The organism is Nonomuraea sp. SBT364 (assembly GCF_001083785.1).
In the GTDB taxonomy this organism is placed as follows: domain Bacteria; phylum Actinomycetota; class Actinomycetes; order Streptosporangiales; family Streptosporangiaceae; genus Nonomuraea.
Window position 1 is genome coordinate 1 of sequence record NZ_LAVL01000090.1, and the last position, 23,622, is coordinate 23,622.

Sequence of the window (23,622 nt, forward strand, 5' to 3'; positions counted from 1 at the left end):
GGACGGGGGCGCTCTCGCGGTGCTGGGGGCACCGGGGATCGGTAAGACCGCCGTGCTGGAGCTGGCCGCCTCGCTGGCGGGCGGGTTCACGGTGCTGCGGACGCGAGGGGTGCGGCAGGAGGCGCACCTGCCGATGTCCGGGCTGGACGCGTTGCTGCGGCCGGTGGCCGATCGGGTGCGGTCCCGGGTGCTGGCGCGGGCGCTGCGGACGGGGGTGGCCGGAGGCGGCGTGGCGTTGCCGGTGGCGCTCCTGGAGTTCCTGCGCGAACTGGCCGCCGGTGAGCCGGTGCTGGTGTGCGTGGACGACGTGCACCTGCTCGACCGGGCCAGCCGTGAGGCGGTGTGCTTCGCGGCCAGGCGGCTGAGCGGCGAGCGCATCGCCCTGCTCCTCACCGCCCCAGTAGCCGGGCCCGGTCCCGTCTCCCTCCCCACACCCTTGAGCCACCCCGGCAGCGCGCCCGCCTTCACGCCTCCCACCGGGCGCGCCCCCGGTGCCACCTCTCCGCCCTTCACCGGGCGCACCCCCGGGACCGACCCCACACCGCCCACCGGCCACGATCACGGAACCGACCCCGAACCGCTCACCGGCCACGTTTTCGGAACCAACTCCGAACCGCCCACCGGCCACGTTTTCGGAACCAACTCCGAGCCGCGCGGCGGACACGATCTCAGGGCCTGCTCGGTGTCGCTCGGCGGGCACGATCTCGGGGCTGCCAGTCCCGTCGGCGCCTTCCAGGTGTCGATGTCCAGTGGGGTGCCCGATGACGTCCCGGCGCTCGTCGTCGGACCGCTGGACGAGGCCGCGAGCCGGGCGCTGGCCGGGGAGTTGCTGCCCGAGCGGGCCTCCGACGAGTTGTGCGCCTGCTTGGTACGGGTCGCCCGGGGGAACCCGCTGGGGCTGCGCGAGCTCGCCGAGTCGCTGACCGCGGGGCAACTCGCCGGACTGGCCCCGCCGCCCGACAGCCTGCCGCCCCGCGGACGTCTGCACCGGGCGCATGCCGAGCGCCTGGCGGGGTTACCGGAGGAGACGCGCACCCTGCTCCTCCTCCTCGCCGCCGCCCCCGGCCTCGACACGGCCACCCTGCTCAAAGCCGCCGAAGCGCCGCCCTCGCCCCGGCCGGCCGCCGGCACCGCGCCACCCTGGTCCCGGCCGCCCGTCGAAGCCGCGCACTCCTGGCCCCCCGAGCCCCTCGACGCGCCACCTGCCCGCTCCGCCGACCCGCTGACCGTCCTGGCGGCAGCTGAGCGGGCGGGGGTGATCCGGGCCGACGGGGATCGGTACGTGTACGCCGACGAAACGGTGCGGGCCGTCGCGTACGCCGAGGCGCCGCTGGCCCGCCGCCGGGAGGTGCACCGATTGCTCGGGACCCTCCTCACCGGCCTCCCCCGGGCCTGGCACCGCGCCGCGGCACTCGACGGCCCGCCCGACGAGCTCGCCGCCGACCTGGCCGCCGCCGCGTCCACCGCCGTCCAGACCACACCGTACGACCTCGCTCAACACCCCACCCCACTCACCTGGGAGCCGGCGGCTCATCCCACCCCGTCGCTCGCGTACGAGCGGGCCGCGCAGCTCAGCCAGGATGAGGCGAGCAAGGCCGCGTGGCTGGCCGCGGCGGCCAGGCATGCGTGGACGTCCGGCGACTTCCCCCGGGCAAGGTCGCTGCTGGCGGGGCTGCACCGCCCGGTGGTCACGGACGAGGCCGAGCTCATGTACGGGCGGTTGGAGCTGCTCAGCGGGCATGCCGACAGCGCCAGCGCCAAGCTCGTGGCCGCCGCTGCCCGGCTCGTCGAACGCGACCGGCTGGTCGCCGTCAAGGCCCTCCTGCATGCCGCCGAGGCCAGCTACATGTCCGGCGACATCCGTACATTTCATGCCATAGCCCGACAAGCCGCACTGCTCCGGCGCAGTGACGACTGCCAGGACACCCAGCTCATGTTCGAGTATCTGGAGGGGATAGCGGCGACGTTCAGCGGCCGGCACCGGGCGGCTGCCGGGCCGCTGCGACGGGTCGTGGCGCTGGCCCCGGCCGTACGCAACCCCGCCACGCTGGTCTGGGCCTGCGTCGCGAGCCTGCTGCTCGGCGAGGACGCCACGGCGATCGAGCTGTCGGCCCGTGCCATCGACACGGCACGCAGGCGCGGCGCGGTCAGCGTGGTGCCGCAGTTGCTGGAGTCGCTGATCCAGGCGGAGTTCTGGCTGGGCCGCTACTCGTCCGTGGCCGCGCACGCCGCCGACGGGCTGCGGCTGGCGCAGGCGTCCGGGCAGCTCAACTCCGCCGCCCGCCACCTCGGCTGGCTGGCCCACGCGGCCGCCGTACAAGGGGACGCGCAGGACTGCCGCGACCGCGCCCACGCCGCGCTGGACCTGGCCGAATCGCACGGCCTCGGCATCGCCACCAGCCTCGGCAACTGGGCCCTGGCGCATCTCGACCTGGCCACCGGACGTCCTGCGGAGGCGGCGGCCCGGCTGCGCGGCCATCACGGCAACGATCATGTCGTCATCCGGGTCATGGCCAGCCCGCACTTCATCGAGGCGGCGGCCCGTACCGGCGACAGGAGACGCGCCTCCGCCGCGCTGCGGGTGCTGGACGGGTGGGCGGGCAGCACCCGCAGCCCCGACCGGCGCGCGCTCGTGGCGCGCTGCCGCGCCCTGCTGGCGACCGGCGGCGAGGCCGGCGAGCTGTTCAGGGAGGCGCTGGAGCTGCACACCTGCCCGTTCGAGACGGCACGCACCCAATTGCTGTACGGCGTGGCGCTGCGCAGGGAACGCCAGCCGGGAGCCGCCAGGGAGCATCTGCACGGGGCGCTGGAGACGTTCCAGCGGCTGGGGGCGGGGCTGTGGAGCGAACGGGCGAGAACCGAACTGCGTGCGTCGGGTGAGGCCGTGGTCCATCTCGCGCCGGCCGGCGGCCCGGAGCGCCTGCTCACCGCCCAGCAGTTGCGCATCGCCCGATTGGTGGCCGAGGGCGCCACGAACAGGGAGGTCGCCGCCCAGCTCTTCCTCAGCCCCCGCACGATCGACCACCACCTGCGCAACGTCTTCGCCAAGCTCGGCGTCCGCTCACGTGTCGAGTTGTCCCGCCTGCTCTCCTGAGACCGGCGATTCACGCGATGCGCCGGCGTCGCGCCCGCTTGAAGATGACGACGTCGCACCCCCGAGAACCTGGAGTTCCCGACATGTCGTTCCCCCCAGCGAGGACCATCGCGAAGATCGCCATGGCCGCGACCCTGGCATGCGGAACCATCGCGCTGCCCGCGCATGCCGCCGGCCCGTACGAGCGCGGCCCCGACCCCACTGACTCCATCCTGGAGGCGAGCCGCGGCCCGTTCGCCACCTCCGACCAGTCGGTTTCCTCGCTCAGCGTGAGCGGATTCGGCGGCGGAGAGGTCTACTACCCGAACGACACGAGCCAGGGCACGTTCGGCGCGATCGCCATCTCGCCCGGCTACACCGCCTCCTGGTCCAGCCTGGACTGGCTCGGCCCGCGCATCGCCTCGCACGGCTTCGTGGTCATCGGCATCGAGACCAACAGCCGCTACGACCAGCCTGCCAGCCGTGGCCGCCAGCTCCTGGCCGCCCTCGACTGGCTCGTCGAGGACAGCCCGGTGGCGATCCGCAGTCGCATCGACGGCTCCCGCCTGGCCGTGGCGGGCCACTCGATGGGCGGCGGCGGCAGCCTGGAGGCCGCCGACGACCGTCCTTCCCTGCAGGCGGCCGTCCCGCTCGCGCCGTGGAACGCGACCAAGAACTGGTCCGGCGTACGGGTCCCGACCATGATCATCGGCGGCGAGAGCGACTCCATCGCCTCGGTCACCACCCACTCCCAGCGGTTCTACGAGAGCATCCCCGCCTCGTCGGAGAAGGCGTACATGGAGCTCAACAACGCCAGCCACTTCTTCCCCCAGACCACGAACACGCCGATGGCCAAGTCGATGGTCGCCTGGCTGAAGCGCTTCGTGGACGACGACACCCGGTATGAGCGCTTCCTCTGCCCGGCGCCGCGCGGCACCGCGATCTCGGAGTATCGCGACACCTGCCCGCACTCCTGACCCGCACCTGACCCGGCCTCCCGTCCCCCAGCGGACGGGAGGCCGCCGGCCGCCGGCGGATCGCCGTCCGTCATCCGGAGCGCGAACTGCCGCGACCGTCATGAGGGTCATCGCCGCCCCACCAGGGCGGCGATGATCAACGGGACCACGGCCCAGCCCCCGAGCACCGTGAACGCCACCCAGGTCGGCATGATGTCCGGCACCTGCTCGATCAGCTGCAGCGCCGGATAGGTCGGCAGTAAGACGTTGGCCCAATCTCCCCAGGGCAGCATGCGGGCGACGAACGGCAACAGCAGGACGATCGCCATCAGCGCGGCCATCGCCGCCGCCCCGTTGCGCAGGAGGGCGCCGAGCGCCAGGCCGAGCAGCGTGGTCACCACGATCATGAGCGTCCCCCCGCCGATCACCGGCCAGGCGTCGGCCGGCAGCGCCGACGGGTTGAACTCCGCTGCCACGGCGCGGCCGTAGAGATAGCCGGGAACCGCGATGAACAGGGAGCCGATGATCGCGAATCCGGCCAGCACCACCGCCTTGGCCAGCAGGACCCGCGACTTGGCGGGCGTGGCGACGTGCGTGGTGTCGATCATGCCGGACGCGTGCTCACCACTGATCGTCATCACGCCGAGCATCCCGAGCGGGAGCTGGGCCAGGATCACGCCCACGTAGACGGCCACCACGATGCCCATGGCCGCCTGGCCCGGAGCCTGCCCCGGGTCCCAGCGCGAGATGACGGCTCCGGCGCCCAGCGCGGTGAGCACGAGCGCGACGAGGACCGCGATGCCCATCGTCCACCAGGTGGAACGCAGGGTGCGGAGTTTGATCCACTCAGCGTTGACCGTGTTCATCGTGCCCCCTCGGAAACGAGCTCCATGAACACGTCCTCCAGCGACGTGCCCGGCCGGACCAGCTCCGAGATCGGCGCGTCGGCGAGCAGCCTGCCCCGCCCGATGACCACGAGGTGGTCGGCCGTCAGCGCCATCTCGCTCATCAGGTGGCTCGACACGAGGACCGTGCGCCCCTCGGCGGCCAGCGACCTCAGCAGCTGCCTCGTCCACCTGATGCCTTCGGGGTCGAGCCCGTTGACCGGCTCGTCGAGCAGGAGCGTCGCGGGGTCGCCGAGCAGCGCCGCGGCGATGCCCAGCCGCTGTTTCATGCCGAGCGAGAACCCGCTGATCCGCTTGCCGCCCGCCTCGCCGAGGCCGACGAGCTCGAGCAACCCGCCGATGCGCCGCGCGGAGAGCCCGTTGGAGCTCGCCAGCCACCGCAGGTGCTGCTCGGCGCGCCGGCCGCCGTGCACCGCGGTCGCGTCCAGCAGAGCGCCGACGTGGGTGAGCGGCCTTCGCAAGCTTCGGTACGGCCTTCCGCCGAGGGTGGCTTGACCGGCGGTGGGCCGGTCAAGGCCGAGGATCAGTCGCATGGTCGTGGTCTTCCCTGCGCCGTTGGGGCCGAGAAAACCGGTGACCCTGCCGGACGCCACCTCGAAAGAGAGATCGTCCACCGCCAGGGTCCGTTTGAAACGCCGGGTGAGCCCGTTCACTTCGATCACGCGCTCTACGATCGGCCCGAACGGGGTTTTCCACATCGGTCCTGGGACCGATGTGCGGCCCCGTTGACGCGGCTACCTTCGTTCCGTGCGCGAAGAAATCCGTCCCCCGCTGCTGAGCCGGGTGCCCGCCCGGGCCTGGCTGTCCCTGGACGCCGGCGTCGCCGTGTTCCTCGCGGCCACCTTCCTGGGGCTCGCCTCCACCCGCAACACCATGGCGCCCGACCCTCTCGACTACGTGGCTGCCCTCGCGACGAGCCTGCCCATCGCGGTCAGGCGACTCCGGCCGCAGGCGGTGTTCCTGGTCGTGCTGGCCGGCGGGCTCGGCATGCGCGAGTTCCTGATCCCGCACGCCGATCTGCTCTGCCTGCCCCTCGCCCTCTATACGGTGGCGACGCGCAACCGGGCGCTCGTCCCCCTCGCCGCAGCCGTCGCCGTGGGTCTGCAGGGGGTGGTGGAGCTGCCGGTGACCGCGGAGGTGCCAGGACAGCTCGCGCTGGTGCTGGCGATCCTGGTCGCCTCCTGGGCGGTCGGCACGACCGTACGCCAGCGCCGGGTCTACACCGAGCGGCTGGCCGTGCACGCCGAGGAGCAGGCACGGGCCGAAGCAGCGGAGGAGCGGCTGCGCATCGCCAGGGAGTTACACGACGTCATCGGCCACAGCCTCAGCACGATCGCGGTGCAGGCAGGCGTGGCGGGGCACGTCGGCGCCGTGGGCGAGATGAGCCGTGCGCTGAGCTCGATCGAGGAGACCAGCAGGTCGGCGCTGCGCGAGACGAGACGCCTGCTCGGCCTGCTGCGCGACGACGACGAGGCGGAGCTCGCCCGGGCCCCCGGGCTGGCCGATCTCGACGTGCTGGTGAGGAGGGCCGAGGCGACCGGCCTGGAGGTGGAGCTGGCGATCGACGGCAAGGTCAAGGGGGAGATGGAGCTGACGGTCTACCGGATCGTGCAGGAGGCGCTGACCAACGTGGTCAAGCACGCCGACGCCCGCCACGTCGACGTGCGAATCGAGCGACTGGAGGGCGAGCTGATAGTGAAGGTCGTCGACGACGGCATGCACCGACCGGCACGGCCGAACGCGCACGCGCAACGGCAGGGGCACGCGCAGGGGCAAGGGCACGGGCAGGGACAGGAGTATGGGCACGGGCTGACAGGGCTGCACGAGCGGGTGCGTGTCTTCGGCGGCGAGTTCACGGCGGGGGCGCACCCGCCGGGCGGCTTCCAGGTGATGGCGAGGTTGCCGCTATGACCCGGGTGCTGGTGGCCGACGATCAGGCGCTCATCCGGGGCAGCTTCCGCCTGCTGGTCGACAGCGCGCCCGGATATGTCGCGATCGGTGAGGCGGCGACGGGCGAGGAGGCGGTGCGGCTCGCCCAACGGGACCGCCCTGATCTGATCCTGATGGACGTACGGATGCCGGTGATGGACGGGATCGAGGCGACCCGCCGCATCTGCGCCGCCCGCCCGGAGACGCGCGTGCTCATCGTGACCACGTTCGACCTGGACGAATACGTCTTCGGGGCGCTCCAGGCGGGGGCCGCGGGTTTCATGCTCAAGGACACCCCGCCGGCCGATCTGCTCAAGGCCATCGACGTGATCGCGTCAGGCGAGTCGCTCCTGGCACCGACCGCCACCCGACGGTTGATCCAGCGATTCGTCAGCTCCACACCACCCACCACCACGCCGGGCCGTGGCTCCACGCCGCCCGGCGACCTGGCCATCACCGATCGGGAGTGCGACGTGCTCGTCCTGGTGGCGAGAGGGCTGTCCAACGCCGAGATCGCCGAGCGGCTGTACGTGAGCCTCAGCACGGTCAAGACGCACGTCAGTCACCTGCTCACCAAGCTTGACGCGCGCAGCCGCATCCACCTGGTCATCGCGGCCTACGAGGCGGGGCTTGTCTGACGGCGAACCAAGCCCGCGACGACGCCGGGACGACGAGCAGTACGGCCATCGCCATCCCAAAGCCGGCGGCGACGAGGCCGAACAGACCGTATTCCGGCACGGACAGCCCCGCCAGAACCAGGAACACACCCACGACGATCAGAAAAACCCTGGAGCCGCGCCAACCACGCCACAACCCCTGCCCCGTCGAAAAGCCGGCGAAGGCGGCAAGGGCCGCGAGCAGGACAAGCGGCCAGAGGCGGTAGAAAATCCCGACGACCGAGATGAGGAACACGACGGCGACGCACAACTCGAACAGCACCATCGCCACCACGACCGGCGCAGGCGGCTTCTCACGGGGGGTCATGCAATCGAACGTACCCAGTTACGAGGAGGGCCGATTCCTTCGAACGTCTCCAGGCATGAGGAGGGCCGATTCCTTTTCGCTTCGGCACCCGTCACATGGCCGAGAACGTGACAGGAACGGAGCACCAACCCATGCGCACCACCACGACCACGACCGTGACCTCTCGGGACGGCACCCAGATCGCCTTCGAGCAACTGGGCACCGGCCCCGCCCTCATCCTGGTGGCCTCGGCGCTGGCCGACCGGAAGGACGCGGCCAAGCTCGGCCGCTTGCTCGCCCCGCGCTTCACGGTGCTCAACTACGACCGCCGGGGGCGCGGCGCGAGCGGTGACGCGGCCGCGTACGCCGTGGAGCGCGAGATCGAGGACCTGGCCGCGCTGATCGACCACGCAGGCGGGTCGGCATCGCTGTTCGGCAGTTCGTCCGGCGCGGTGCTCGCGCTGCGGGCCGCCGCGGCGGGGCTGAACGTCGACCGGCTGGCCCTGTACGAGCCGCCGTTCGCGGTGACCGGTGACGGGTTCGCGCCCCCGGCAGGGTTCGCCCAGGAGATCGACGACCTGTTGGCCCGCGACCAGCGCGGGGCGGCCGTCAAGCACTTCATGACGCGGGCGCAGGGGATGCCCGCGTTCATGGTCGGCCTGATGCGGCTGATGCCCGGCGTGTGGTCCACGCTCAAGAAGCTGGCCCCGACGCTGCCGTACGACATCGCGGTGATGGGCGAGACGCAGCGGGGCCGGCCGCTGGAGGCAGCCGAGTGGGCGGGGGCCGTCGCGCCCGCGCTGGTGCTGACCGGGGGGAAGAGCCCGGCCGGGTTCCACGACGCGGCGCGGGCCCTGGCCGAGGTGCTGCCGCGAGCCGAGCACCGTACGCTGGCCGGGCTCAACCACGGAGCCGTGATGATGGCCCCGCAGAAGCTCGCACCGGTGCTGGCGGAGTTCCTGGCCTAAGGCCGTCAACTTGGCCGGCGGGCATCCACCAAGCGGCACGTCCACCGGACGACGCCCGTCCGCCAAGCGGCACATCCACCGGACGACGCCCATCCCCCAGGCGGCACATCCACCGGACGACGCCCATCCCCCAGGCGGCACATCCACCGGACGACGGGCCCTTTCAGCCAGCGGGGCACTTGCTTCGGATGCGTCGGAGCAGGTGCCGGCTGACCGGTGGATACCCGCCGGGAGCGCGTCAGAGCAGGCGCCCCACCGAGCGATGGGTCCCCGCCCGGGGCACGTCAGAACAGGTGCCCCGGCGACCGGCGGGTACCCGTCCAGGCACGCGCCGGCCAAGCGCCCGCGAGCCAGCGGCTACCCACCCGGGTCACGCCCGACCAGGCGCCCGCCGACCGATGGTTTCCCACCCGCGTCACGCCCGACCAGGCACCCGCCGACCGATGGTTTCCCACCGCCGGCACATCAGAGCAGGCGCCCCACCGACCGGCGAGTACCCGCCCAGAGGACTTCAGAGCAGGCGCCCACCAACCAGCGGATACCCGCCTCCGAGCACGTCCGACCAAGCGCCCACCAACCAGCGGATACCCGCCTCCGGACACGTCCGACCAAGCGCCCACCAACCAGCGGACGCCCGCCTCCGGGCACGTCCGACCAAGCGCTCGCCAGCCGGCGGCTACGCACCCGGGAAGCGGTCAGAGGACTTCGTGGAGGACGGCGTCGACCGGTGTGGCGGCTACGCCGAGGAGCTTCTCGGTCTCGGAGTAGTCGATGACGAACGGGTGACCGGGTTTGACGAGCACTTCGTGCAGTTCGCCCCAGAACGGGGCGCCGAGCTCGAGCAACGTCAAATCCCGCTCGGTCATCTGCTCCAACCGCGGCGTCGGCGCCCCCGCGAGGGCGGCGAGCCGCCCGGCCAGGTCACGGACCGACAGGGTCGAGGCGGGCACGTGCCAGGCCCGGCCGTACGCCTGCTCGTCGCGACCGGCGGCGACCAGGGTGCGGGCGGTGTCGCCGATCGCCGAGTAGCTGTACGGCACGTCGAGCTCCTGCGGCACGATGGCGAGCCTGCCTTCCAGGACCTGCCGCTGCACCATGAGGCTGAACACCGAGATGGCGCCGGCGCCGTAGAACTGACCGGCGCGCACCTCGGTGACCTTGACGCCCGAGGCGGCGGCCTCCTCCCAGATCCGTGCCCGGACCAGCCCCTTGGGCCCGGTCGCGGCCAGCGGGAGGTCGGGCCGGATCGGCCCGTCCACCAGTCCGTAGCCGTAGAGGTTGCCGAGCATCACGTAGGAGGCCCCGGTCCGGCGCACGGCGGTGAGCAGCGACGCCGCCAGGGCGGGGAACTGCTCGGTCCACAGGTGGTAGGCCGGCGCGGCGGTGGTGAACAGCGTGGTCGCGCCCTCCGTCAGCTCGGTGAGCCGGTCGGTGTCGTCCGCGTCCGCGGCGATGCGCTCCACGAGCGGATGCTCGGGCCCGCCACCGGTACGGCTGATCATCCGTACGCGTTCGCCGTCCTCGGCCAGCAGCAGAGCGGTCTTCGACGCGGCGGCCCCGCGTCCCACGATCACATGAAATGTCATGACCACAACGGTGCCGCTCGCCGACCCCGTAGCCTAGTGGCCGGAACGCCCACTATCCGGAGGATCTGGCCATGCAGGCCACACAGCCCCAGGCCACACAGCCCACACAGCCCACACAGCCCAAGCACCGCGTCGCCGCCGTCGTCGTGACTCCCGTGCTGAGCTTCGACGTGTCGATCCCGCTCATGGTGTTCAGCAGCGCCCCGGGCTATGACGTGCGGGTCTGCACGGCGCGGCCCGGGCTGGTGCGGACGGTCGGCGGCCCCGACCTCGTGGTGCCGGACGGCCTGGACCTCCTGGACGGCGCCGACACGGTGATCGCCGTGGGCAGCGGCGGCGAGCAGGCGCCCCCGGAGGTCCTCGACGCGCTGCGGACAGCCGCGGAGGGCGGTTCGCGTATCGCCTCCCTGTGCACGGGGGCGTTCGTCCTGGCGCAGGCCGGCCTCCTCGACGGGCGGCGCGCCACCACCCACTGGGGGCTGACCGGCGACCTGGCGGCCCGTTTCCCGTCGGTCGACGTCCAGCCCGACCTCCTGTTCGTCGAGGACGGCGGCATCTTCACCTCGGCGGGCGCGGCGGCGGCCATCGACCTGTGCCTGCACCTGGTCAGGCTGGACTTCGGCGCCTCGGTCGCCAACGCGGCCGCGCGGCTCGCGGTCGTCCCTCCCGTGCGGCCGGGCGGTCAGGCCCAGTTCATCGAGACCCCGCTGCCGCCCGAGCGCGGCACGTCGCTCGCGCTCACCCGGGCCTGGGCGCTGGCGCACCTGGACGAGCCGCTCACCCTGGCCGACCTGGCGGCGCACGCGAGGATCAGCGTGCGGACGCTGACCAGGCGCTTCCACGCGGAGACCGGGCTGAGCCCGCTCCAGTGGCTGCTGCACCGCCGGATCGACCGGGCCAGGGAGTTGCTGGAGACCACCCGGCTGCCCATGGACCAGGTGGCCGGGAAGAGCGGGCTGGGCAGCGCCGACTCCCTCCGCAAGCATCTGGTCGACCGGGTCGGGCTCACCCCGACCGCCTACCGCGCGAGCTTCACGCGGGTGCCCTGAGCATGCCGGAGGGCCGTACGGAATCCGTACGACCCTCCGGAAGCGGGACTACTTGGCGTTCGCCTTGAGGTAGTCGGTGTTCATCTGGGCGATGGTGTCGAGCGGGATGCCCTTGGGGCAGACCGCGGTGCACTCGCCGGTGTTCGTGCAGCCGCCGAAGCCCTCGGCGTCCATCTGGTCCACCATGGCCTTGGCCCGGGACAGGCGCTCCGGCTGGCCCTGCGGCAGCAGGCTCAGGTGGGTGATCTTGGCCGCGGTGAACAGCGACGCCGATCCGTTCGGGCAGGCCGCGACGCAGGCGCCGCAGCCGATGCAGGTGGCCGCGTCGAAGGCGGCGTCGGCGTCCTCCTTGCGCACCGGGATGCTGTGCGCGTCGGGGGCCGAGCCGGCCGGGACGGAGACGAAGCCGCCCGCCTGGATGATGCGGTCGAACGCGCTGCGGTCCACGACCAGGTCCTTGACCACCGGGAAGGGCGCGGCGCGCCACGGCTCGATGGTGATGGTGGCGTTGTCCTCGAAGTGGCGCATGTGGAGCTGGCAGGTGGTGGTGGCGCGCTGCTCGCCGTGCGCGACGCCGTTGATCACCATGCCGCACATGCCGCAGATGCCCTCGCGGCAGTCGTGGTCGAAGGCGATCGGGTCGTCGCCTTCGAGGATGAGCCGTTCGTTGAGGACGTCCAGCATCTCCAGGAACGACATGTCAGGCGAAACTTCTTCCACCCGATAAGTCACCATTCGTCCGGAGTCGGAAGGGCCGCTCTGTCGCCAGACGCGAAGGGTCAGGTTCACTTGTAGCTCCGCTGGGTCATCTTGACGTACTCGTACTCGAGCGGTTCCTTGTGCAGCACCGGCTCGCCGTCGGGCGAGTACTCCCAGGCCGAGACGTGCGCGAAGCTCTCGTCGTCGCGCAGGGCCTCGCCCTCGGAGTCCTGCGACTCGGCCCGGAAGTGGCCGCCGCACGACTCGGAGCGCACCAGCGCGTCCAGGCACATGAGCTCGGCCAGGTCGAAGAAGTCGGCCACCCGCCCGGCCTTCTCCAGCACCTGGTTGAGCTCCTCGGCGGTGCCGGACACCTTGACGTTCTCCCAGAACTCCTTGCGCAGCTCGGGGATGCGGTCCAGGGCCTTGCGCAGCGACTCCTCGGTGCGCTCCATGCCGCAGTAGTCCCACATGAGCTTGCCCAGCTCGCGGTGGAAGGAGTCGGGCGTGCGGGTGCCGTTCACGGCGAGCAACCGGTCGATCTTGGAGCGGACCTTCAGCTCGGCCTCGGCGACCGCCTGCTCGTCGACCTCGCCGAACGGCCCGGCCGCCAGGTAGTCGCCGAGCGTCGTCGGCAGCACGAAGTAGCCGTCGGCCAGGCCCTGCATCAGCGCGGAGGCGCCGAGACGGTTGGCGCCGTGGTCGGAGAAGTTCGCCTCACCGATCACGAACAGGCCGGGGATCGTCGACTGCAGGTCGTAGTCGACCCACAGCCCGCCCATCGTGTAGTGGACGGCCGGGTAGATGCGCATCGGCACGTCGTACGGGTTCTCGCCGGTGATGCGCTCGTACATCTCGAAGAGATTGCCGTACTTCTTCTCCACGGCGTCGCGGCCGAGCCGGTTGATCGCGTCGCGGAAGTCGAGGTAGACGCCGAGACCGCCGGGGCCGACGCCGCGGCCCTCGTCGCAGACGTTCTTGGCGGCGCGGGAGGCGATGTCCCGGGGCACGAGGTTGCCGAAAGCGGGGTAGATCCGCTCCAGGTAGTAGTCGCGCTCGTCATCGGGGATGTCGCCGGGGGCGCGCTCGTCGCCCTTGCGCAGCGGGACCCACACGCGGCCGTCGTTGCGCAGCGACTCCGACATGAGCGTCAGCTTCGACTGGTACTCGCCGGAGACCGGGATGCAGGTCGGGTGGATCTGCGTGTAGCAGGGGTTGGCGAAGTACGCGCCGCGCTCGTGCGCCCGCCAGATGGCGGTGGTGTTGCAGCCCTTGGCGTTCGTGGACAGGAAGAACACGTTGCCGTAGCCGCCGCTGGCGAGCACGACCGCGTCGGCGGTGTGCCGCTCGATCTCGCCGGTGACCATGTCGCGCACGATGATGCCGCGTGCCCGGCCGTCGGCGACGATCAGGTCGAGCATCTCGTGGCGGGTGAACATCTCCACGGTCCCGGCCGCGACCTGCCTCTCCAGCGCCTGGTAGGCGCCGAGCAGGAGCTGCTGGCCCGTCTGGCCGCGCGCGTAGAAGGTACGCGACACCTGCGCGCCGCCGAACGAGCGGGTGTCGAGCAGGCCGCCGTACTCGCGGGCGAACGGCACCCCCTGGGCCACGGCCTGGTCGATGATGTTCACCGAGACCTGGGCCAGCCGGTAGACGTTCGACTCGCGGGCGCGGAAGTCGCCGCCCTTGACCGTGTCGTAGAACAGCCGGTAGATCGAGTCGCCGTCGCCCCGGTAGTTCTTGGCGGCGTTGATGCCGCCCTGCGCGGCGATGGAGTGCGCGCGCCTGGGCGTGTCCTGGTAGCAGAACGACTTGACGTTGTAGCCGAGCTCGCCGAGCGTGGCGGCGGCGGACCCGCCCGCCAGGCCGGTGCCGACCACGATGACGTTGAGCTTGCGCTTGTTGGCCGGGTTGACCAGCTTGGCGGCGAACTTGCGCTTCTCCCACCGGTCCTCGATGGGGCCCTCGGGCGCCCTGGTGTCCCGGATCTCCGAACCCTCGGTGAACTTCATTGCACAACTCCGAACATGATGGCGAGGGGCGGGGAGAGGAAGCCGACGACCAGGACGGCCGACAGGAGACCGGCGCCGAGGCGCAGCCCCTTGTTCCGGTCGCGGTTGGCCCAGCCGAGGGTCTGGAAGGCGCTCCAGACGCCGTGCCGCAGGTGCAGGCCGACCATGACGACCGCCGCGAAGTAGATGATCGCCACCCACCAGCGCGACGGGTCGAACCCGGCGATCATGCGGTCGGCCGGGGAGGAGTCGAAGCCCTTCGGGTTGACCACGCCGAAGGTCAGGTCGAGCAGGTGCCAGATCAAGAACAGCAGGATCGTCACGCCGCCGAGCCGCATGATGTGCGTGGCGTAGCCGTTGGCCTGAGACTTCTTGGCCACGTACTTCACCGGCCGGGCCGAGTGGGCCCGGCGCGCCAGCGAGATCGCGGCCCACATGTGCAGCACGACGGAGGCGACGAGCACGACCTCGACGATCGTCAGCACCGTCCGGTACGGCAGCAACGGCTCCAGCAGGGTGCGCAGAGCGTGCGCGTACTCGTTGAAGGACTCCTTGCTGATGAAGATCTTCAGGTTGCCCAGCATGTGGAGGATCAGGAAAGTCACCATCACGGCGCCGGTGACGGCCATGACGACCTTCTTGCCGTTCGACGAGCTGAGGAACCCGCGCGGCCGCTTGCGCGTTGGCTTCTTCACGGGCGCTGGAGAGGTAACGGGCGCGGTGGCGGCGCCGCGCTCTATCGTGGCTGTCACGTCTTCCGACGCTATGTATCCAGCGATGATCCGTCCAAGTCATGACGGGCCTGGTTTCCATAGCCAACGGCTATGATGTCTGGTTTGTACGGCTGGCGTAAGGCGAACCAGGCAGCCGGTGCGAGGAATATCACATGCAGTTGCAGCAGTTGGCGTACTTCGTGGCAGTGGCCGAGAGCAGGCACTTCACCCATGCGGCCGAGCGGATGCGGGTCGCTCAGCCGTCGCTCAGCAAGCAGATCAAGGCGCTGGAGACCGAGCTCGGCGCCCCGCTGTTCTCCCGCGCGCGCGGCAACGTCACGCTCACCGCGGCCGGGGAGGCGCTGCTACCACTGGCGCGCCGCATGCTGGAGGACGCCGAGACCGCCCGGCGGGAGGTCGCCGAGCTGGCCGGGCTGCGCAGCGGCCGGGTGCGGCTCGGGGCCACGCCGTCGCTGTGCGCGGGGCTGATGGCCGACGTGCTGGCCCGCTTCAACCACGCCTACCCGGGCATCGAGCTGCTGGTCGAGGAGGGCGGCTCGCGTGACCTGGTGCGGGCGCTGGCCCGGGGGCAGCTCGACCTGTCGTTGATCATCATGCCGCTCCAGCACGACGACCCGGCGCTGCTGACCGAGGAGATCCTGCGCGAGAACCTGGTGGTCGTCGCGCCCTCCCACGAGCGGTTGCGCAAGCCGTACATGCGGATCGAGGACCTGCGCGGCCGGCCGATGGTGATGTTCCGGCGTGGCTACGACCTGCGGGAGGCGACGCTGACGGCGTGCCGGCAGGCCGGGTTCGAGCCGAGGTTCGCGGTGCAGGGCGGCGAGATGGACGCGGTGCTCAGGTTCGTGGAGGCCGGGCTGGGCGTGGCCGTGGTGCCCTCGATGGTGCTCGACGGCAGGCCTGGGCTGGCCGGGACGCCGCTGGCGCCGCCCGGGCTGAGCCGCACGATCGCGCTGGCCCACCGCAGGGACGTGGAGCCGACGCGGGCGGCTCAGGCGTTCCGGGCGACCTTGCTGGCGTTCGTCGTCGAAGCCGGTCAGGAAGGTACGCTTCCCCAAGGGGTCGAGCTCATCGCAGAATGAGCCGGACGGACCTTGTCTCCAGCGAAGAGGCGTTTGTGACGGCATCCCTATCCGAAACGCTGACGCTCCTGCTCATCGAGGACGACGACGGTGACGCGTTCCTCGTCGAGGAGCTGCTGAAGCAGGCCGCGGCGCCGCCCAGGATCACGCGGGCCCGCAGCCTGGCGGAGACGAGGGCCAAGCTCGCCCCGGGCATCCAGTGCGTGCTGGTCGACCTCTCACTGCCCGACGCCACCGGGCTGGAGGCGCTGGAGCACGTGCTCGCGATGGCCCCGTACGCGGCGGTGCTGGTGCTGACGGGGCTGCGCGACGCGCACGTCGGCGTGGCGGCCGTCCAGGCGGGCGCCCAGGACTATCTGGTCAAGCAGGACATCGACGCGCGCCTGCTGGCCAGGGCGGTCCGTTACGCGATGGAGCGCAAGCGGGCCGACCTCGCCCAGCTCGCGCTCATGGAAGCCGAGCTGACCGCCAAGGAGAACGCCCGCCTGGAGAACGGCCTGCTGCCCACCCCCCTGCTGCGGACCGACGCCCTGGAGCACATCACCCGCTACCTGCCGGGCGCCCAGGGCCAGCGGCTGGCCGGCGACTTCCTCGACACCGTGCAGACCCCCGACGGGGCGGTGCACGTCGTCATCGGCGACGTGTGCGGGCACGGCCCCGACGAGGCCGCTCTCGGGGTGTCGCTGCGCATCGCCTGGCGCACGCTCGTCCTCGCCGGGCAGGACGGCGACCCGCTGTTGCGGACCATGGACACGCTGCTGCGGGCCGAGCGCAAGGCCCCGGAGATCTTCACCACCCTGTGCATGGCCACGATCAGCCCCGACCTGGACCACGCCGTGATGCGGGTCGTCGGGCACCCTCCGCCGGTGCTCCTGCGCGACGGCGCCGTCGAGGTCGTCGAGGGCACCCCCTCGGGCCCGCCGCTGGGCATCTTCCCCGACGCCGAGTGGGCGGTCATCGACGTGCCCCTCGGCGAACGCTGGTCGATCATGCTCTACACCGACGGGCTCATCGAGGCGGCCGCCGGGCAGGGCGGCGAGCTCGGCGTCGACGGGCTCGTCGGCCTGGTCAAGCAGCACGGCGCCATCGACCTCGACCGGCTCATCCGACACGTGGGCACCCTCGGGGACGACCTCGCCGCGGTGCTCGTCCGCAGGAGCTCCCCATGAGCATCAACCCGCTGCCCCCGGCCAAGCCTCCCACCGGAGTCGGCAGGCTTCCCGTCGCCCGCTGGTTCGTCCTCACCGGCGTGGTCGCCCTCGTGGCCTTCCTGGCCGGCGCCGCGCAGATCCTCGTGATGATCAACGAGCTGCATGTCCTTGAGCCGAGGCCCGAGATCGCCGCCCAGATCGACAGGCTGACGGTGTCGCTGGTGGTGCTCTGCCTGGCGCTGCTGGTAGCGGCCACCGCCCTGACGCTCATGGTGCGCTATGCCGTACTGAAGCCCATCGCGCAGCTCACCGACCAGGTGCGGGCGGTCGCGGGCGGCGACTTCGACCATCGCCTGGAGGTGGCCAGGCCCGCCGAGCTGGCGGAGCTGTCGAGCCATCTCGACTCCATGCGCCGGCGCATCCTGGCGAACTGGCGCACCACCCTGGACCAGGCCGAAGAGCTGCGCCGCTCCAACGGGGAGCTGGAGCAGTTCGCGTACGTGGCCAGCCACGATCTTCAGGAGCCGTTGCGGAAGGTCGCCAGCTTCACCCAGATGCTCGAACAGCGCTACGGCGACCAGCTCGACGAGCGGGCCAAGCAGTACATCCACTACTCGGTCGACGGCGCCAAACGCATGCAGCTGCTCATCAACGACCTGCTCGACTTCTCCCGGGTCGGCCGGGTGACCAGCGGCAGGACCGTCGTGGAGACCCGGCCCGCGCTGGACGCGGCGCTGGTGAACCTGTCGGGCGCGATCGAGGACGTCGAGGCCACCGTCACCGCCGACGAACTGCCCAAGGTCGTCGGCAACCGCGTCCAGCTCACCCAGCTCTTCCAGAACCTGATCGAGAACGCCGTCAAGTTCCGCACCGAGCTGCCGCCCCGCGTGCACATCGGCGCGACCCGCAAGGGCGACCTGTGGGAGTTCAGCTGCACCGACAACGGCATCGGCGTCGAGCCGAAGTACGCCGACCGGATCTTCCTCATATTCCAGCGCCTTCACCCGCGGGACGTGTATCCAGGTACGGGCATCGGGCTCGCGCTCTGCCGCAAGATTGTCGAGTACCACGGCGGGCAGTTGTGGCTCGACGGTGACGCGGAGGGGCCGGGCACGACGTTCCGATGGACGCTACCGGCCGCGGGAGATGACGATGAATGACTGGCGCCCGATCGAGGTGCTCCTGGTCGAAGATGACCAGGGTGACATCCTGCTGACCAGGGAGGCGTTCGAGCTCAACAAGGTGAGCAACCGGCTGCACGTGGTCAACGACGGCGAGCAGGCGATGGACTTCCTGCGCCGCAGGGGCGCGCACGCCGGGATGCCGCGGCCCGACCTGATCCTGCTCGACCTCAACCTGCCCAGGAAGAGCGGGCTGGAGGTGCTGGAGGAGGTCAAGCTCGACGAGGATCTGCGGACGATCCCGGTGGTGGTCCTGACCACCTCTGAGGCCGAGGAGGACATCCTGCTCAGCTACAAACTTCACGCCAATGCGTATGTCGCGAAACCGGTCGATTTTCAGCAGTTCATAAGAGTTGTCCGTCAGATCGATAACTTTTTCGTGACTGTGGTGAAGTTGCCTACCCAGGGGTTGCGCGCCTGACGGCGGACGTGACAGGAATCACAGGCTGTCCTGGAAAAAGTGAGTGATGCTCCTCACAAATCCGTATGCGGGCGTCGTAACGTATCCCCACCAACGCGCGCCGGAGCGGAGCACGAGCCCGCCACTTTGCGCGCCAGACGAACGACCCGGATCCCAGGCGTGCGGGGTCCGCGGGAGGTGGAGAGGTCCGCGATGACCCAGACGACGCCCGACGCTCCAGTGAGAAGGCAGCGTGCCCAAGTCAAGGTGCGCACCCTGCGCACCGACCGATGGTGGCTCACCCCGCTGGTGACGTTCCTCGGGCTCAGCTCATTCCTGGTCTACGGGGTGTGGGCGATCATCGACACGAGCAACTTCGTCGAGCCCTATATCGCCCCCTTCGCCTCGCCCTGCCTGTCGACCTCCGCCGTGTGCGACGGCGCCCGGCTGTTCGGGTGGGCGCCCATCGGCGACTGGTACGCGCTGCCGCCCGGGCTGCTCATCCTCGGCCTGCCCGGCGGGTTCCGGCTGACGTGCTACTACTACCGCAAGTCGTACTACCGCTCGTTCTGGCTGTCGCCGGCGGCGTGCTCGGTGCAGGAGCCGCACGGCAAGTACACCGGTGAGACCCGCTTCCCGCTGATCGTCCAGAACATCCACCGCTACTTCTTCTACTTCGCCCTGGTGATCGGCGCGATCCTCACCTACGACGCGATCCTCGCGCTCGTCCACAAGCCGCTCGGCCTCGGCAGCTACATCCTGCTGGCCAACGCCGTGCTCATCCTCGGCTACACGCTCGGGTGCCACTCCTGCAGGCACATCACCGCGGGCCGGCTCAACCACTTCTCGCGCCACCCGCTCCGCTACCGGGCCTGGACCCTCGTCTCCAAGCTCAACGCCAAGCACCAGCAGTGGGCCTGGGCCTCGATGTTCTCCGTCATGGGCGCAGACCTCTACGTCCGCCTGGTGGCCAAGGGCATCATCGCCTTCCCGTTCGCGTAAGGAATCGTTTCACAGTGGAAATCGAGCGTCACGAATACGACGTCGTCGTCATCGGCGCGGGAGGCGCCGGGCTGCGCGCCGCCATCGAGGCCCGCCAGCAGGGCAAGCGCACCGCGATCGTGTGCAAGTCGCTGTTCGGCAAGGCCCACACGGTCATGGCCGAGGGCGGTGCCGCCGCCGCGATGGGCAACGTCAACTCCGACGACAACTGGATGGTGCACTTCCGCGACACCATGCGGGGCGGCAAGTTCCTCAACAACTGGCGGATGGCCGAGCTGCACGCCAAGGAGGCCCCGGACCGGGTCTGGGAGCTGGAGGCCTGGGGCGCGCTGTTCGACCGCACCAAGGACGGCAAGATCAGCCAGCGCAACTTCGGCGGCCACGAGTACCCCCGCCTGGCGCACGTCGGCGACCGCACCGGCCTGGAGATGATCCGCACCCTGCAGCAGCGCGTGGTCGCGCTCCAGCAGGAGGACTACGAGACGCACGGCGACTACGAGGCCTACATCAAGGTCTTCCAGGAATGTACGGTCACCCGCCTGCTCAAGCAGGACGACCGGATCGCCGGCGCGTTCGGCTACTGGCGCGAGAGCGGCGCCTACGTGCTCTTCGACGCCCCGGCCGTGGTGCTCGCCACCGGCGGCATCGGCAAGTCGTACGTGGTCACCTCCAACTCCTGGGAGTACACCGGAGACGGCCACGCGCTGGCCCTGCTGGCCGGGGCCAAGCTGATCAACATGGAGTTCATCCAGTTCCACCCCACCGGGATGGTCTGGCCGCCCTCCGTGCGCGGCATCCTCGTCACCGAGTCGGTGCGCGGCGACGGCGGCGTGCTGCGCAACTCCGAGGGCGAGCGCTTCATGTTCCAGTACATCCCCGAGGTGTTCAAGGACAAGTACGCCACCACCGAGGAGGAGGGCGACCGCTGGTACACCGACCAGGCCAACAACCGCCGTCCCCCGGAGCTGCTGCCGCGTGACGAGGTCGCCAGGGCCATCAACGCCGAGGTGAAGGCCGGTCGCGGCTCCCCTCAGGGCGGCGTCTACCTGGACGTGTCGACCCGGCTGCCCGCCGAGGAGATCAAGCGCCGGCTGCCGTCGATGCACCACCAGTTCAAGGAGCTGGCCGACGTCGACATCACCGCCGAGCCGATGCAGGTGGGCCCGACCTGCCACTACATCATGGGTGGCGTCGAGGTCGACGCCGACTCCGGCGCGGCCTCCGTGCCTGGCCTGTTCGCGGCGGGCGAGGTGTCCGGCGGCATGCACGGCTCCAACCGGCTCGGCGGCAACTCGCTGTCGGACCTGCTGGTCTTCGGTCGGCGGGCGGGCGCGGGCGCGGCGGCCTACGTCGAGTCCCTCGCCGCCCGGCCGCGCCCCGCCCAGGAGGCGGTGGACGCCGCCCGCGCGGAGGCCGAGGCGCCGCTGCAGCGCTCGGGCGAGAACCCGTACGAGGTCCACCAGGAGCTCCAGCGGACGATGAACGCCCTGGTCGGCATCATCCGCAAGGCCGACGAGGTCGCCGAGGCCCTGGAGGTCGTGGAGAAGCTCAAGGAACGCGCCCAGCTCGTCGGCGCGGCCGGGTCGCGCGTCTACAACCCCGGCTGGCACCTGGCGCTCGACCTGCGCAACATGGTGCTCGTCTCGGAGTGCGTGGCACGCGCCGCGCTCAAGCGCGAGGAGAGCCGCGGCGGGCACACCCGCGACGACTTCCCGGGCATGAACCCCGAGTGGCGCCGCAAGCTGCTCGTCTGCTCCACGGGCGACGGCCGGTCCGTCGAGGTCGAGGAGCGGGTCCAGCCCTCGATGCGGGACGACCTGATCACCCTGTTCGACCGGGACGAGCTGAAGAAGTATCTCACCGACGAAGAGATGGCCGAGTTCGACGGGATTTCGAAATGAGCTACAAGGCGAAGTTCAAGGTCTGGCGCGGTGAGGGAGGCGAAGGCAAGCTCGAAGACTTCACCGTCGAGGTGAACGAGGGCGAGGTCGTCCTCGACATCATCCACCGCCTCCAGGCCACGCAGGCCCCCGACCTCGCGGTCCGCTGGAACTGCAAGGCCGGAAAGTGCGGCTCCTGCTCGATGGAGATCAACGGCAAGCCGCGGCTGGGCTGCATGACCCGGATGTCCACCTTCCAGGAGGACGAGACCATCACGGTGACCCCGATGCGGACCTTCCCCGTCATCAAGGACCTGGTCACCGACGTCTCCTTCAACTACCAGAAGGCCAGGGAGGTGCCGTCCTTCACGCCCCCGGAGGGCGTCCGGCCCGGCGAGTATCGGATGCAGCAGGTCGATGTCGAGCGGTCCCAGGAGTTCCGCAAGTGCATCGAGTGCTTCATGTGCAACAACGTCTGCCACGTCATCCGCGACCACGAGGAGAACAAGCCGGCCTTTTCCGGCCCGCGCTTCCTCATGCGGATCGCCGAGCTGGACATGCACCCGTACGACGTGGCCGACCGCAAGGAATCGGCCCAGCAGGACCACGGCCTCGGCTACTGCAACATCACCAAGTGCTGCACCGAGGTCTGCCCCGAGCACATCAAGATCACTGACAACGCGCTGATCCCGATGAAGGAGCGCGTGGTCGACCGCAAGTACGACCCGCTGGTCTGGCTGGGCAACAAGATCTTCAAGCGCTCGTCGAAGTAGGCGGCAGCGGCGGCGGGGCCTTCGGGCCCCGCCGTTCTCATGTGCTCTTGCGCCGGAACCCGCGCTTGCGCCTGCCCGGCTCGGGCCGGGGCTCCTCCACCGTCGCGTCGCTCTGCCCGCGCGGCTCCTCCTCGGCCGGCGCGCCCGGCAGCGGGTGCACCACGGTCTCGTCCCCCGCTCCCGCGGGGAACGCCTGCCACGGCTCGGCGTCGCCCTGCTCGGCCATCGACGCCGCACCAAGCGGCCGCTCGGGACCGTCCTCGTACGGGCCCGCGCCGCCGGGCGGGATGTCCGCGGGCGGCGGCTCAGCCGGGACGAGCGGCTCGAACGGCGCCCGGTACGCGGGCTCGTGGTCGACGGTGTCGAACTGGTCCGGCTGCAGCACCACCGGCTCCTGCACGGGCTGCTCCGGAGGCGCCTGGCCGTACATGCCGGGATCCTGGTACACCGCGCCGTACTGGACCTGTCCGCTCGGATAGGTCTGCACCGGGACAAAGCTGATGATCGGTGCGTACGCCGTGCCGCCCGGATAACCGGGCGCCGGGAACGCCGCCGTCGCATAACCCGGACCCGCCGGATAACCGCCCATCTCCGGCGGAACCTGCGGGCCCGCCTTGCGCACCGCGGCCGCATGGGCCATCCGGCGCAGCCGCCCCTCGAAGATCAGCACCGCGAACAGCGCCAGCAGCACCAGGATCAGCGCCGGGATGCTGAGCTGCTGCGTCAGCGTCCGCTGGTCGAACTCCGGCGCCGCGTTGCGCACCTCAAGAGGGATCGGCTCGCTCTCCGACGACTGCGGCACGGTCTCCGACGGCAGCGGGTCGCTGGTGGCCACCTGAGGCATCTCGACCTCCGACTCCGTCTCCGTGGGCGACGGCGTGGGCGTCGGCACCTCCACGCTCTGGGTCGGCAGCGGCTGCGGCTGCGAGGTGGTCGGCGCCGGCTCAGGTGCCTTCGTGGTCTTCGTCGGCGTCGGCTTGGGAGTCTTCTTCGTCGGCGTGGCCGTCACGGTCTTGGTGACGGTCGTCTCGGGCTGCTCGGGCGTCGGCGTGGGCCCGGGCGGCGTGGTGGTGATGGTGATCGTCGTCTCCGGCGGGCCGCTCTCGCACACCTCGCCCGCGTCACACGGCTCGACCGGGGTCAACGCCGTCGCCGACGCGCTCTGCCCCACGAACGGGGCGACGCCCGCGCAGGTCAGCCCCAGTGCGAGCACCATCGCGGACACGGCCGTCGCTCGCCTGCGTGCCACCTGTGCCCTCCGCGCAGTCCCACAACCTCG

General features: G+C 70.9%; 20 protein-coding genes and 1 pseudogene. 13 read left to right on the plus strand and 8 right to left on the minus strand.

Annotated elements, in window-relative coordinates:
• Both ADY59_RS30655 and ADY59_RS30660 read left to right on the plus strand, forming a co-directional pair.
• A partial coding sequence (locus tag ADY59_RS30655) for a helix-turn-helix transcriptional regulator (RefSeq protein WP_053175288.1) occupies window positions 1–3,094 on the plus strand: 3,094 nt, incomplete at its 5' end.
• An 83-nt stretch (window positions 3,095–3,177) separates the two neighbouring features.
• On the plus strand, window positions 3,178–4,050 hold the full coding sequence (locus tag ADY59_RS30660; RefSeq protein ID WP_049569316.1) for a poly(ethylene terephthalate) hydrolase family protein: 873 nt from the start codon (window positions 3,178–3,180) through the stop codon (window positions 4,048–4,050).
• Window positions 4,051–4,157: 107 nt separating this feature from the next.
• Here ADY59_RS30660 and ADY59_RS30665 read toward each other — a convergent pair whose 3' ends face one another.
• Together ADY59_RS30665 and ADY59_RS30670 are read right to left on the minus strand one after the other, a co-directional pair.
• Entirely contained in the window at window positions 4,158–4,895 is a 738-nt protein-coding gene (locus ADY59_RS30665) for an ABC transporter permease (protein WP_049569327.1), read from the minus strand.
• A gap of 2 nt (window positions 4,896–4,897) precedes the next feature.
• Window positions 4,898–5,596, minus strand: a pseudogene (locus ADY59_RS30670) (ABC transporter ATP-binding protein); the annotation flags it as partial.
• Window positions 5,597–5,681: 85 nt separating this feature from the next.
• Here ADY59_RS30670 and ADY59_RS30675 point away from each other — a divergent pair.
• Both ADY59_RS30675 and ADY59_RS30680 read left to right on the plus strand, forming a co-directional pair.
• Entirely contained in the window at window positions 5,682–6,845 is a 1,164-nt protein-coding gene (locus tag ADY59_RS30675; protein ID WP_156325838.1) for a sensor histidine kinase, read from the plus strand.
• Complete coding sequence (locus ADY59_RS30680) at window positions 6,842–7,501, plus strand: response regulator (protein WP_049569335.1); 660 nt, start codon at window positions 6,842–6,844, stop codon at window positions 7,499–7,501. The genes ADY59_RS30675 and ADY59_RS30680 overlap by 4 nt, the downstream gene beginning before the upstream one ends.
• On the opposite strand, the gene ADY59_RS30685 is transcribed toward ADY59_RS30680, so the two are convergent.
• Window positions 7,470–7,847, minus strand: a complete 378-nt coding sequence (locus tag ADY59_RS30685; protein ID WP_049569336.1) for a hypothetical protein — start codon at window positions 7,845–7,847, stop codon at window positions 7,470–7,472. The genes ADY59_RS30680 and ADY59_RS30685 overlap by 32 nt on opposite strands.
• Window positions 7,848–7,978: 131 nt before the next feature.
• Between ADY59_RS30685 and ADY59_RS30690 the strand changes: the two genes are divergently transcribed.
• Complete coding sequence (locus ADY59_RS30690) at window positions 7,979–8,794, plus strand: alpha/beta fold hydrolase (protein WP_049569337.1); 816 nt, start codon at window positions 7,979–7,981, stop codon at window positions 8,792–8,794.
• Between the two features lie 695 nt (window positions 8,795–9,489).
• Here ADY59_RS30690 and ADY59_RS30695 read toward each other — a convergent pair.
• Entirely contained in the window at window positions 9,490–10,380 is an 891-nt protein-coding gene (locus ADY59_RS30695) for a hypothetical protein (RefSeq protein ID WP_063780835.1), read from the minus strand.
• A 71-nt stretch (window positions 10,381–10,451) separates the two neighbouring features.
• Here ADY59_RS30695 and ADY59_RS30700 point away from each other — a divergent pair, with 71 nt between their 5' ends.
• Window positions 10,452–11,429 carry a GlxA family transcriptional regulator gene (locus ADY59_RS30700; protein WP_049569339.1) on the plus strand — a complete coding sequence of 326 codons (978 nt, stop codon included), beginning with the start codon at window positions 10,452–10,454 and terminating at the stop codon, window positions 11,427–11,429.
• Window positions 11,430–11,477: 48 nt separating this feature from the next.
• On the opposite strand, the gene ADY59_RS30705 is transcribed toward ADY59_RS30700, so the two are convergent.
• Genes ADY59_RS30705 through ADY59_RS30715 form a run of 3 tightly spaced genes read right to left on the minus strand, consistent with a single transcriptional unit; the run spans window position 11,478 to window position 14,835 of the window.
• Window positions 11,478–12,218, minus strand: coding sequence for a succinate dehydrogenase/fumarate reductase iron-sulfur subunit (locus ADY59_RS30705; protein WP_049569340.1), 741 nt, complete (start codon window positions 12,216–12,218; stop codon window positions 11,478–11,480).
• Complete coding sequence (locus ADY59_RS30710; protein WP_049569343.1) at window positions 12,215–14,140, minus strand: fumarate reductase/succinate dehydrogenase flavoprotein subunit; 1,926 nt, start codon at window positions 14,138–14,140, stop codon at window positions 12,215–12,217. The genes ADY59_RS30705 and ADY59_RS30710 overlap by 4 nt, the downstream gene beginning before the upstream one ends.
• On the minus strand, window positions 14,137–14,835 hold the full coding sequence (locus ADY59_RS30715) for a succinate dehydrogenase cytochrome b subunit (protein ID WP_231618975.1): 699 nt from the start codon (window positions 14,833–14,835) through the stop codon (window positions 14,137–14,139). Before ADY59_RS30715 ends, ADY59_RS30710 begins: the two co-directional genes overlap by 4 nt.
• 191 nt (window positions 14,836–15,026) lie before the next feature.
• On the opposite strand from ADY59_RS30715, the gene ADY59_RS30720 reads away from it, so the two are divergent.
• From ADY59_RS30720 to ADY59_RS30750, 7 genes are all read left to right on the plus strand, one after another.
• Window positions 15,027–15,956 carry a LysR family transcriptional regulator gene (locus ADY59_RS30720; protein ID WP_049569345.1) on the plus strand — a complete coding sequence of 310 codons (930 nt, stop codon included), beginning with the start codon at window positions 15,027–15,029 and terminating at the stop codon, window positions 15,954–15,956.
• A gap of 35 nt (window positions 15,957–15,991) precedes the next feature.
• Window positions 15,992–17,125 carry a PP2C family protein-serine/threonine phosphatase gene (locus ADY59_RS30725; protein WP_082310529.1) on the plus strand — a complete coding sequence of 378 codons (1,134 nt, stop codon included), beginning with the start codon at window positions 15,992–15,994 and terminating at the stop codon, window positions 17,123–17,125.
• Complete coding sequence (locus tag ADY59_RS30730) at window positions 17,122–18,267, plus strand: sensor histidine kinase (RefSeq protein ID WP_053175291.1); 1,146 nt, start codon at window positions 17,122–17,124, stop codon at window positions 18,265–18,267. The genes ADY59_RS30725 and ADY59_RS30730 overlap by 4 nt, the downstream gene beginning before the upstream one ends.
• Window positions 18,260–18,709, plus strand: a complete 450-nt coding sequence (locus tag ADY59_RS30735) for a response regulator (RefSeq protein WP_049569353.1) — start codon at window positions 18,260–18,262, stop codon at window positions 18,707–18,709. Before ADY59_RS30730 ends, ADY59_RS30735 begins: the two co-directional genes overlap by 8 nt.
• A gap of 192 nt (window positions 18,710–18,901) precedes the next feature.
• Window positions 18,902–19,690 (plus strand): hypothetical protein, encoded by a 789-nt coding sequence (locus ADY59_RS30740; protein ID WP_049569356.1) that lies wholly within the window; start codon window positions 18,902–18,904, stop codon window positions 19,688–19,690.
• A gap of 14 nt (window positions 19,691–19,704) precedes the next feature.
• Entirely contained in the window at window positions 19,705–21,591 is a 1,887-nt protein-coding gene (locus ADY59_RS30745) for a fumarate reductase/succinate dehydrogenase flavoprotein subunit (RefSeq protein ID WP_049569358.1), read from the plus strand.
• Window positions 21,588–22,343 (plus strand): succinate dehydrogenase/fumarate reductase iron-sulfur subunit, encoded by a 756-nt coding sequence (locus ADY59_RS30750; RefSeq protein WP_049569361.1) that lies wholly within the window; start codon window positions 21,588–21,590, stop codon window positions 22,341–22,343. The genes ADY59_RS30745 and ADY59_RS30750 overlap by 4 nt, the downstream gene beginning before the upstream one ends.
• Window positions 22,344–22,380: 37 nt before the next feature.
• On the opposite strand, the gene ADY59_RS30755 is transcribed toward ADY59_RS30750, so the two are convergent.
• Entirely contained in the window at window positions 22,381–23,592 is a 1,212-nt protein-coding gene (locus ADY59_RS30755; protein WP_156325839.1) for a hypothetical protein, read from the minus strand.
• Between the last annotated feature and the right edge of the window lie 30 nt (window positions 23,593–23,622).

Coding starts and splice junctions, on each gene's coding strand:
- ADY59_RS30720 (WP_049569345.1), top strand. CDS start 15,027: ATGCAGTTGCAGCAGTTGGCGTACTTCGTGGCAGTGGCCGAGAGCAGG.
- ADY59_RS30660 (WP_049569316.1), top strand. CDS start 3,178: ATGTCGTTCCCCCCAGCGAGGACCATCGCGAAGATCGCCATGGCCGCG.
- ADY59_RS30680 (WP_049569335.1), top strand. CDS start 6,842: ATGACCCGGGTGCTGGTGGCCGACGATCAGGCGCTCATCCGGGGCAGC.
- ADY59_RS30685 (WP_049569336.1), bottom strand. CDS start 7,847: ATGACCCCCCGTGAGAAGCCGCCTGCGCCGGTCGTGGTGGCGATGGTG.
- ADY59_RS30710 (WP_049569343.1), bottom strand. CDS start 14,140: ATGAAGTTCACCGAGGGTTCGGAGATCCGGGACACCAGGGCGCCCGAG.
- ADY59_RS30700 (WP_049569339.1), top strand. CDS start 10,452: ATGCAGGCCACACAGCCCCAGGCCACACAGCCCACACAGCCCACACAG.
- ADY59_RS30730 (WP_053175291.1), top strand. CDS start 17,122: ATGAGCATCAACCCGCTGCCCCCGGCCAAGCCTCCCACCGGAGTCGGC.
- ADY59_RS30690 (WP_049569337.1), top strand. CDS start 7,979: ATGCGCACCACCACGACCACGACCGTGACCTCTCGGGACGGCACCCAG.
- ADY59_RS30735 (WP_049569353.1), top strand. CDS start 18,260: ATGAATGACTGGCGCCCGATCGAGGTGCTCCTGGTCGAAGATGACCAG.
- ADY59_RS30740 (WP_049569356.1), top strand. CDS start 18,902: ATGACCCAGACGACGCCCGACGCTCCAGTGAGAAGGCAGCGTGCCCAA.
- ADY59_RS30750 (WP_049569361.1), top strand. CDS start 21,588: ATGAGCTACAAGGCGAAGTTCAAGGTCTGGCGCGGTGAGGGAGGCGAA.
- ADY59_RS30665 (WP_049569327.1), bottom strand. CDS start 4,895: ATGAACACGGTCAACGCTGAGTGGATCAAACTCCGCACCCTGCGTTCC.
- ADY59_RS30695 (WP_063780835.1), bottom strand. CDS start 10,380: ATGACATTTCATGTGATCGTGGGACGCGGGGCCGCCGCGTCGAAGACC.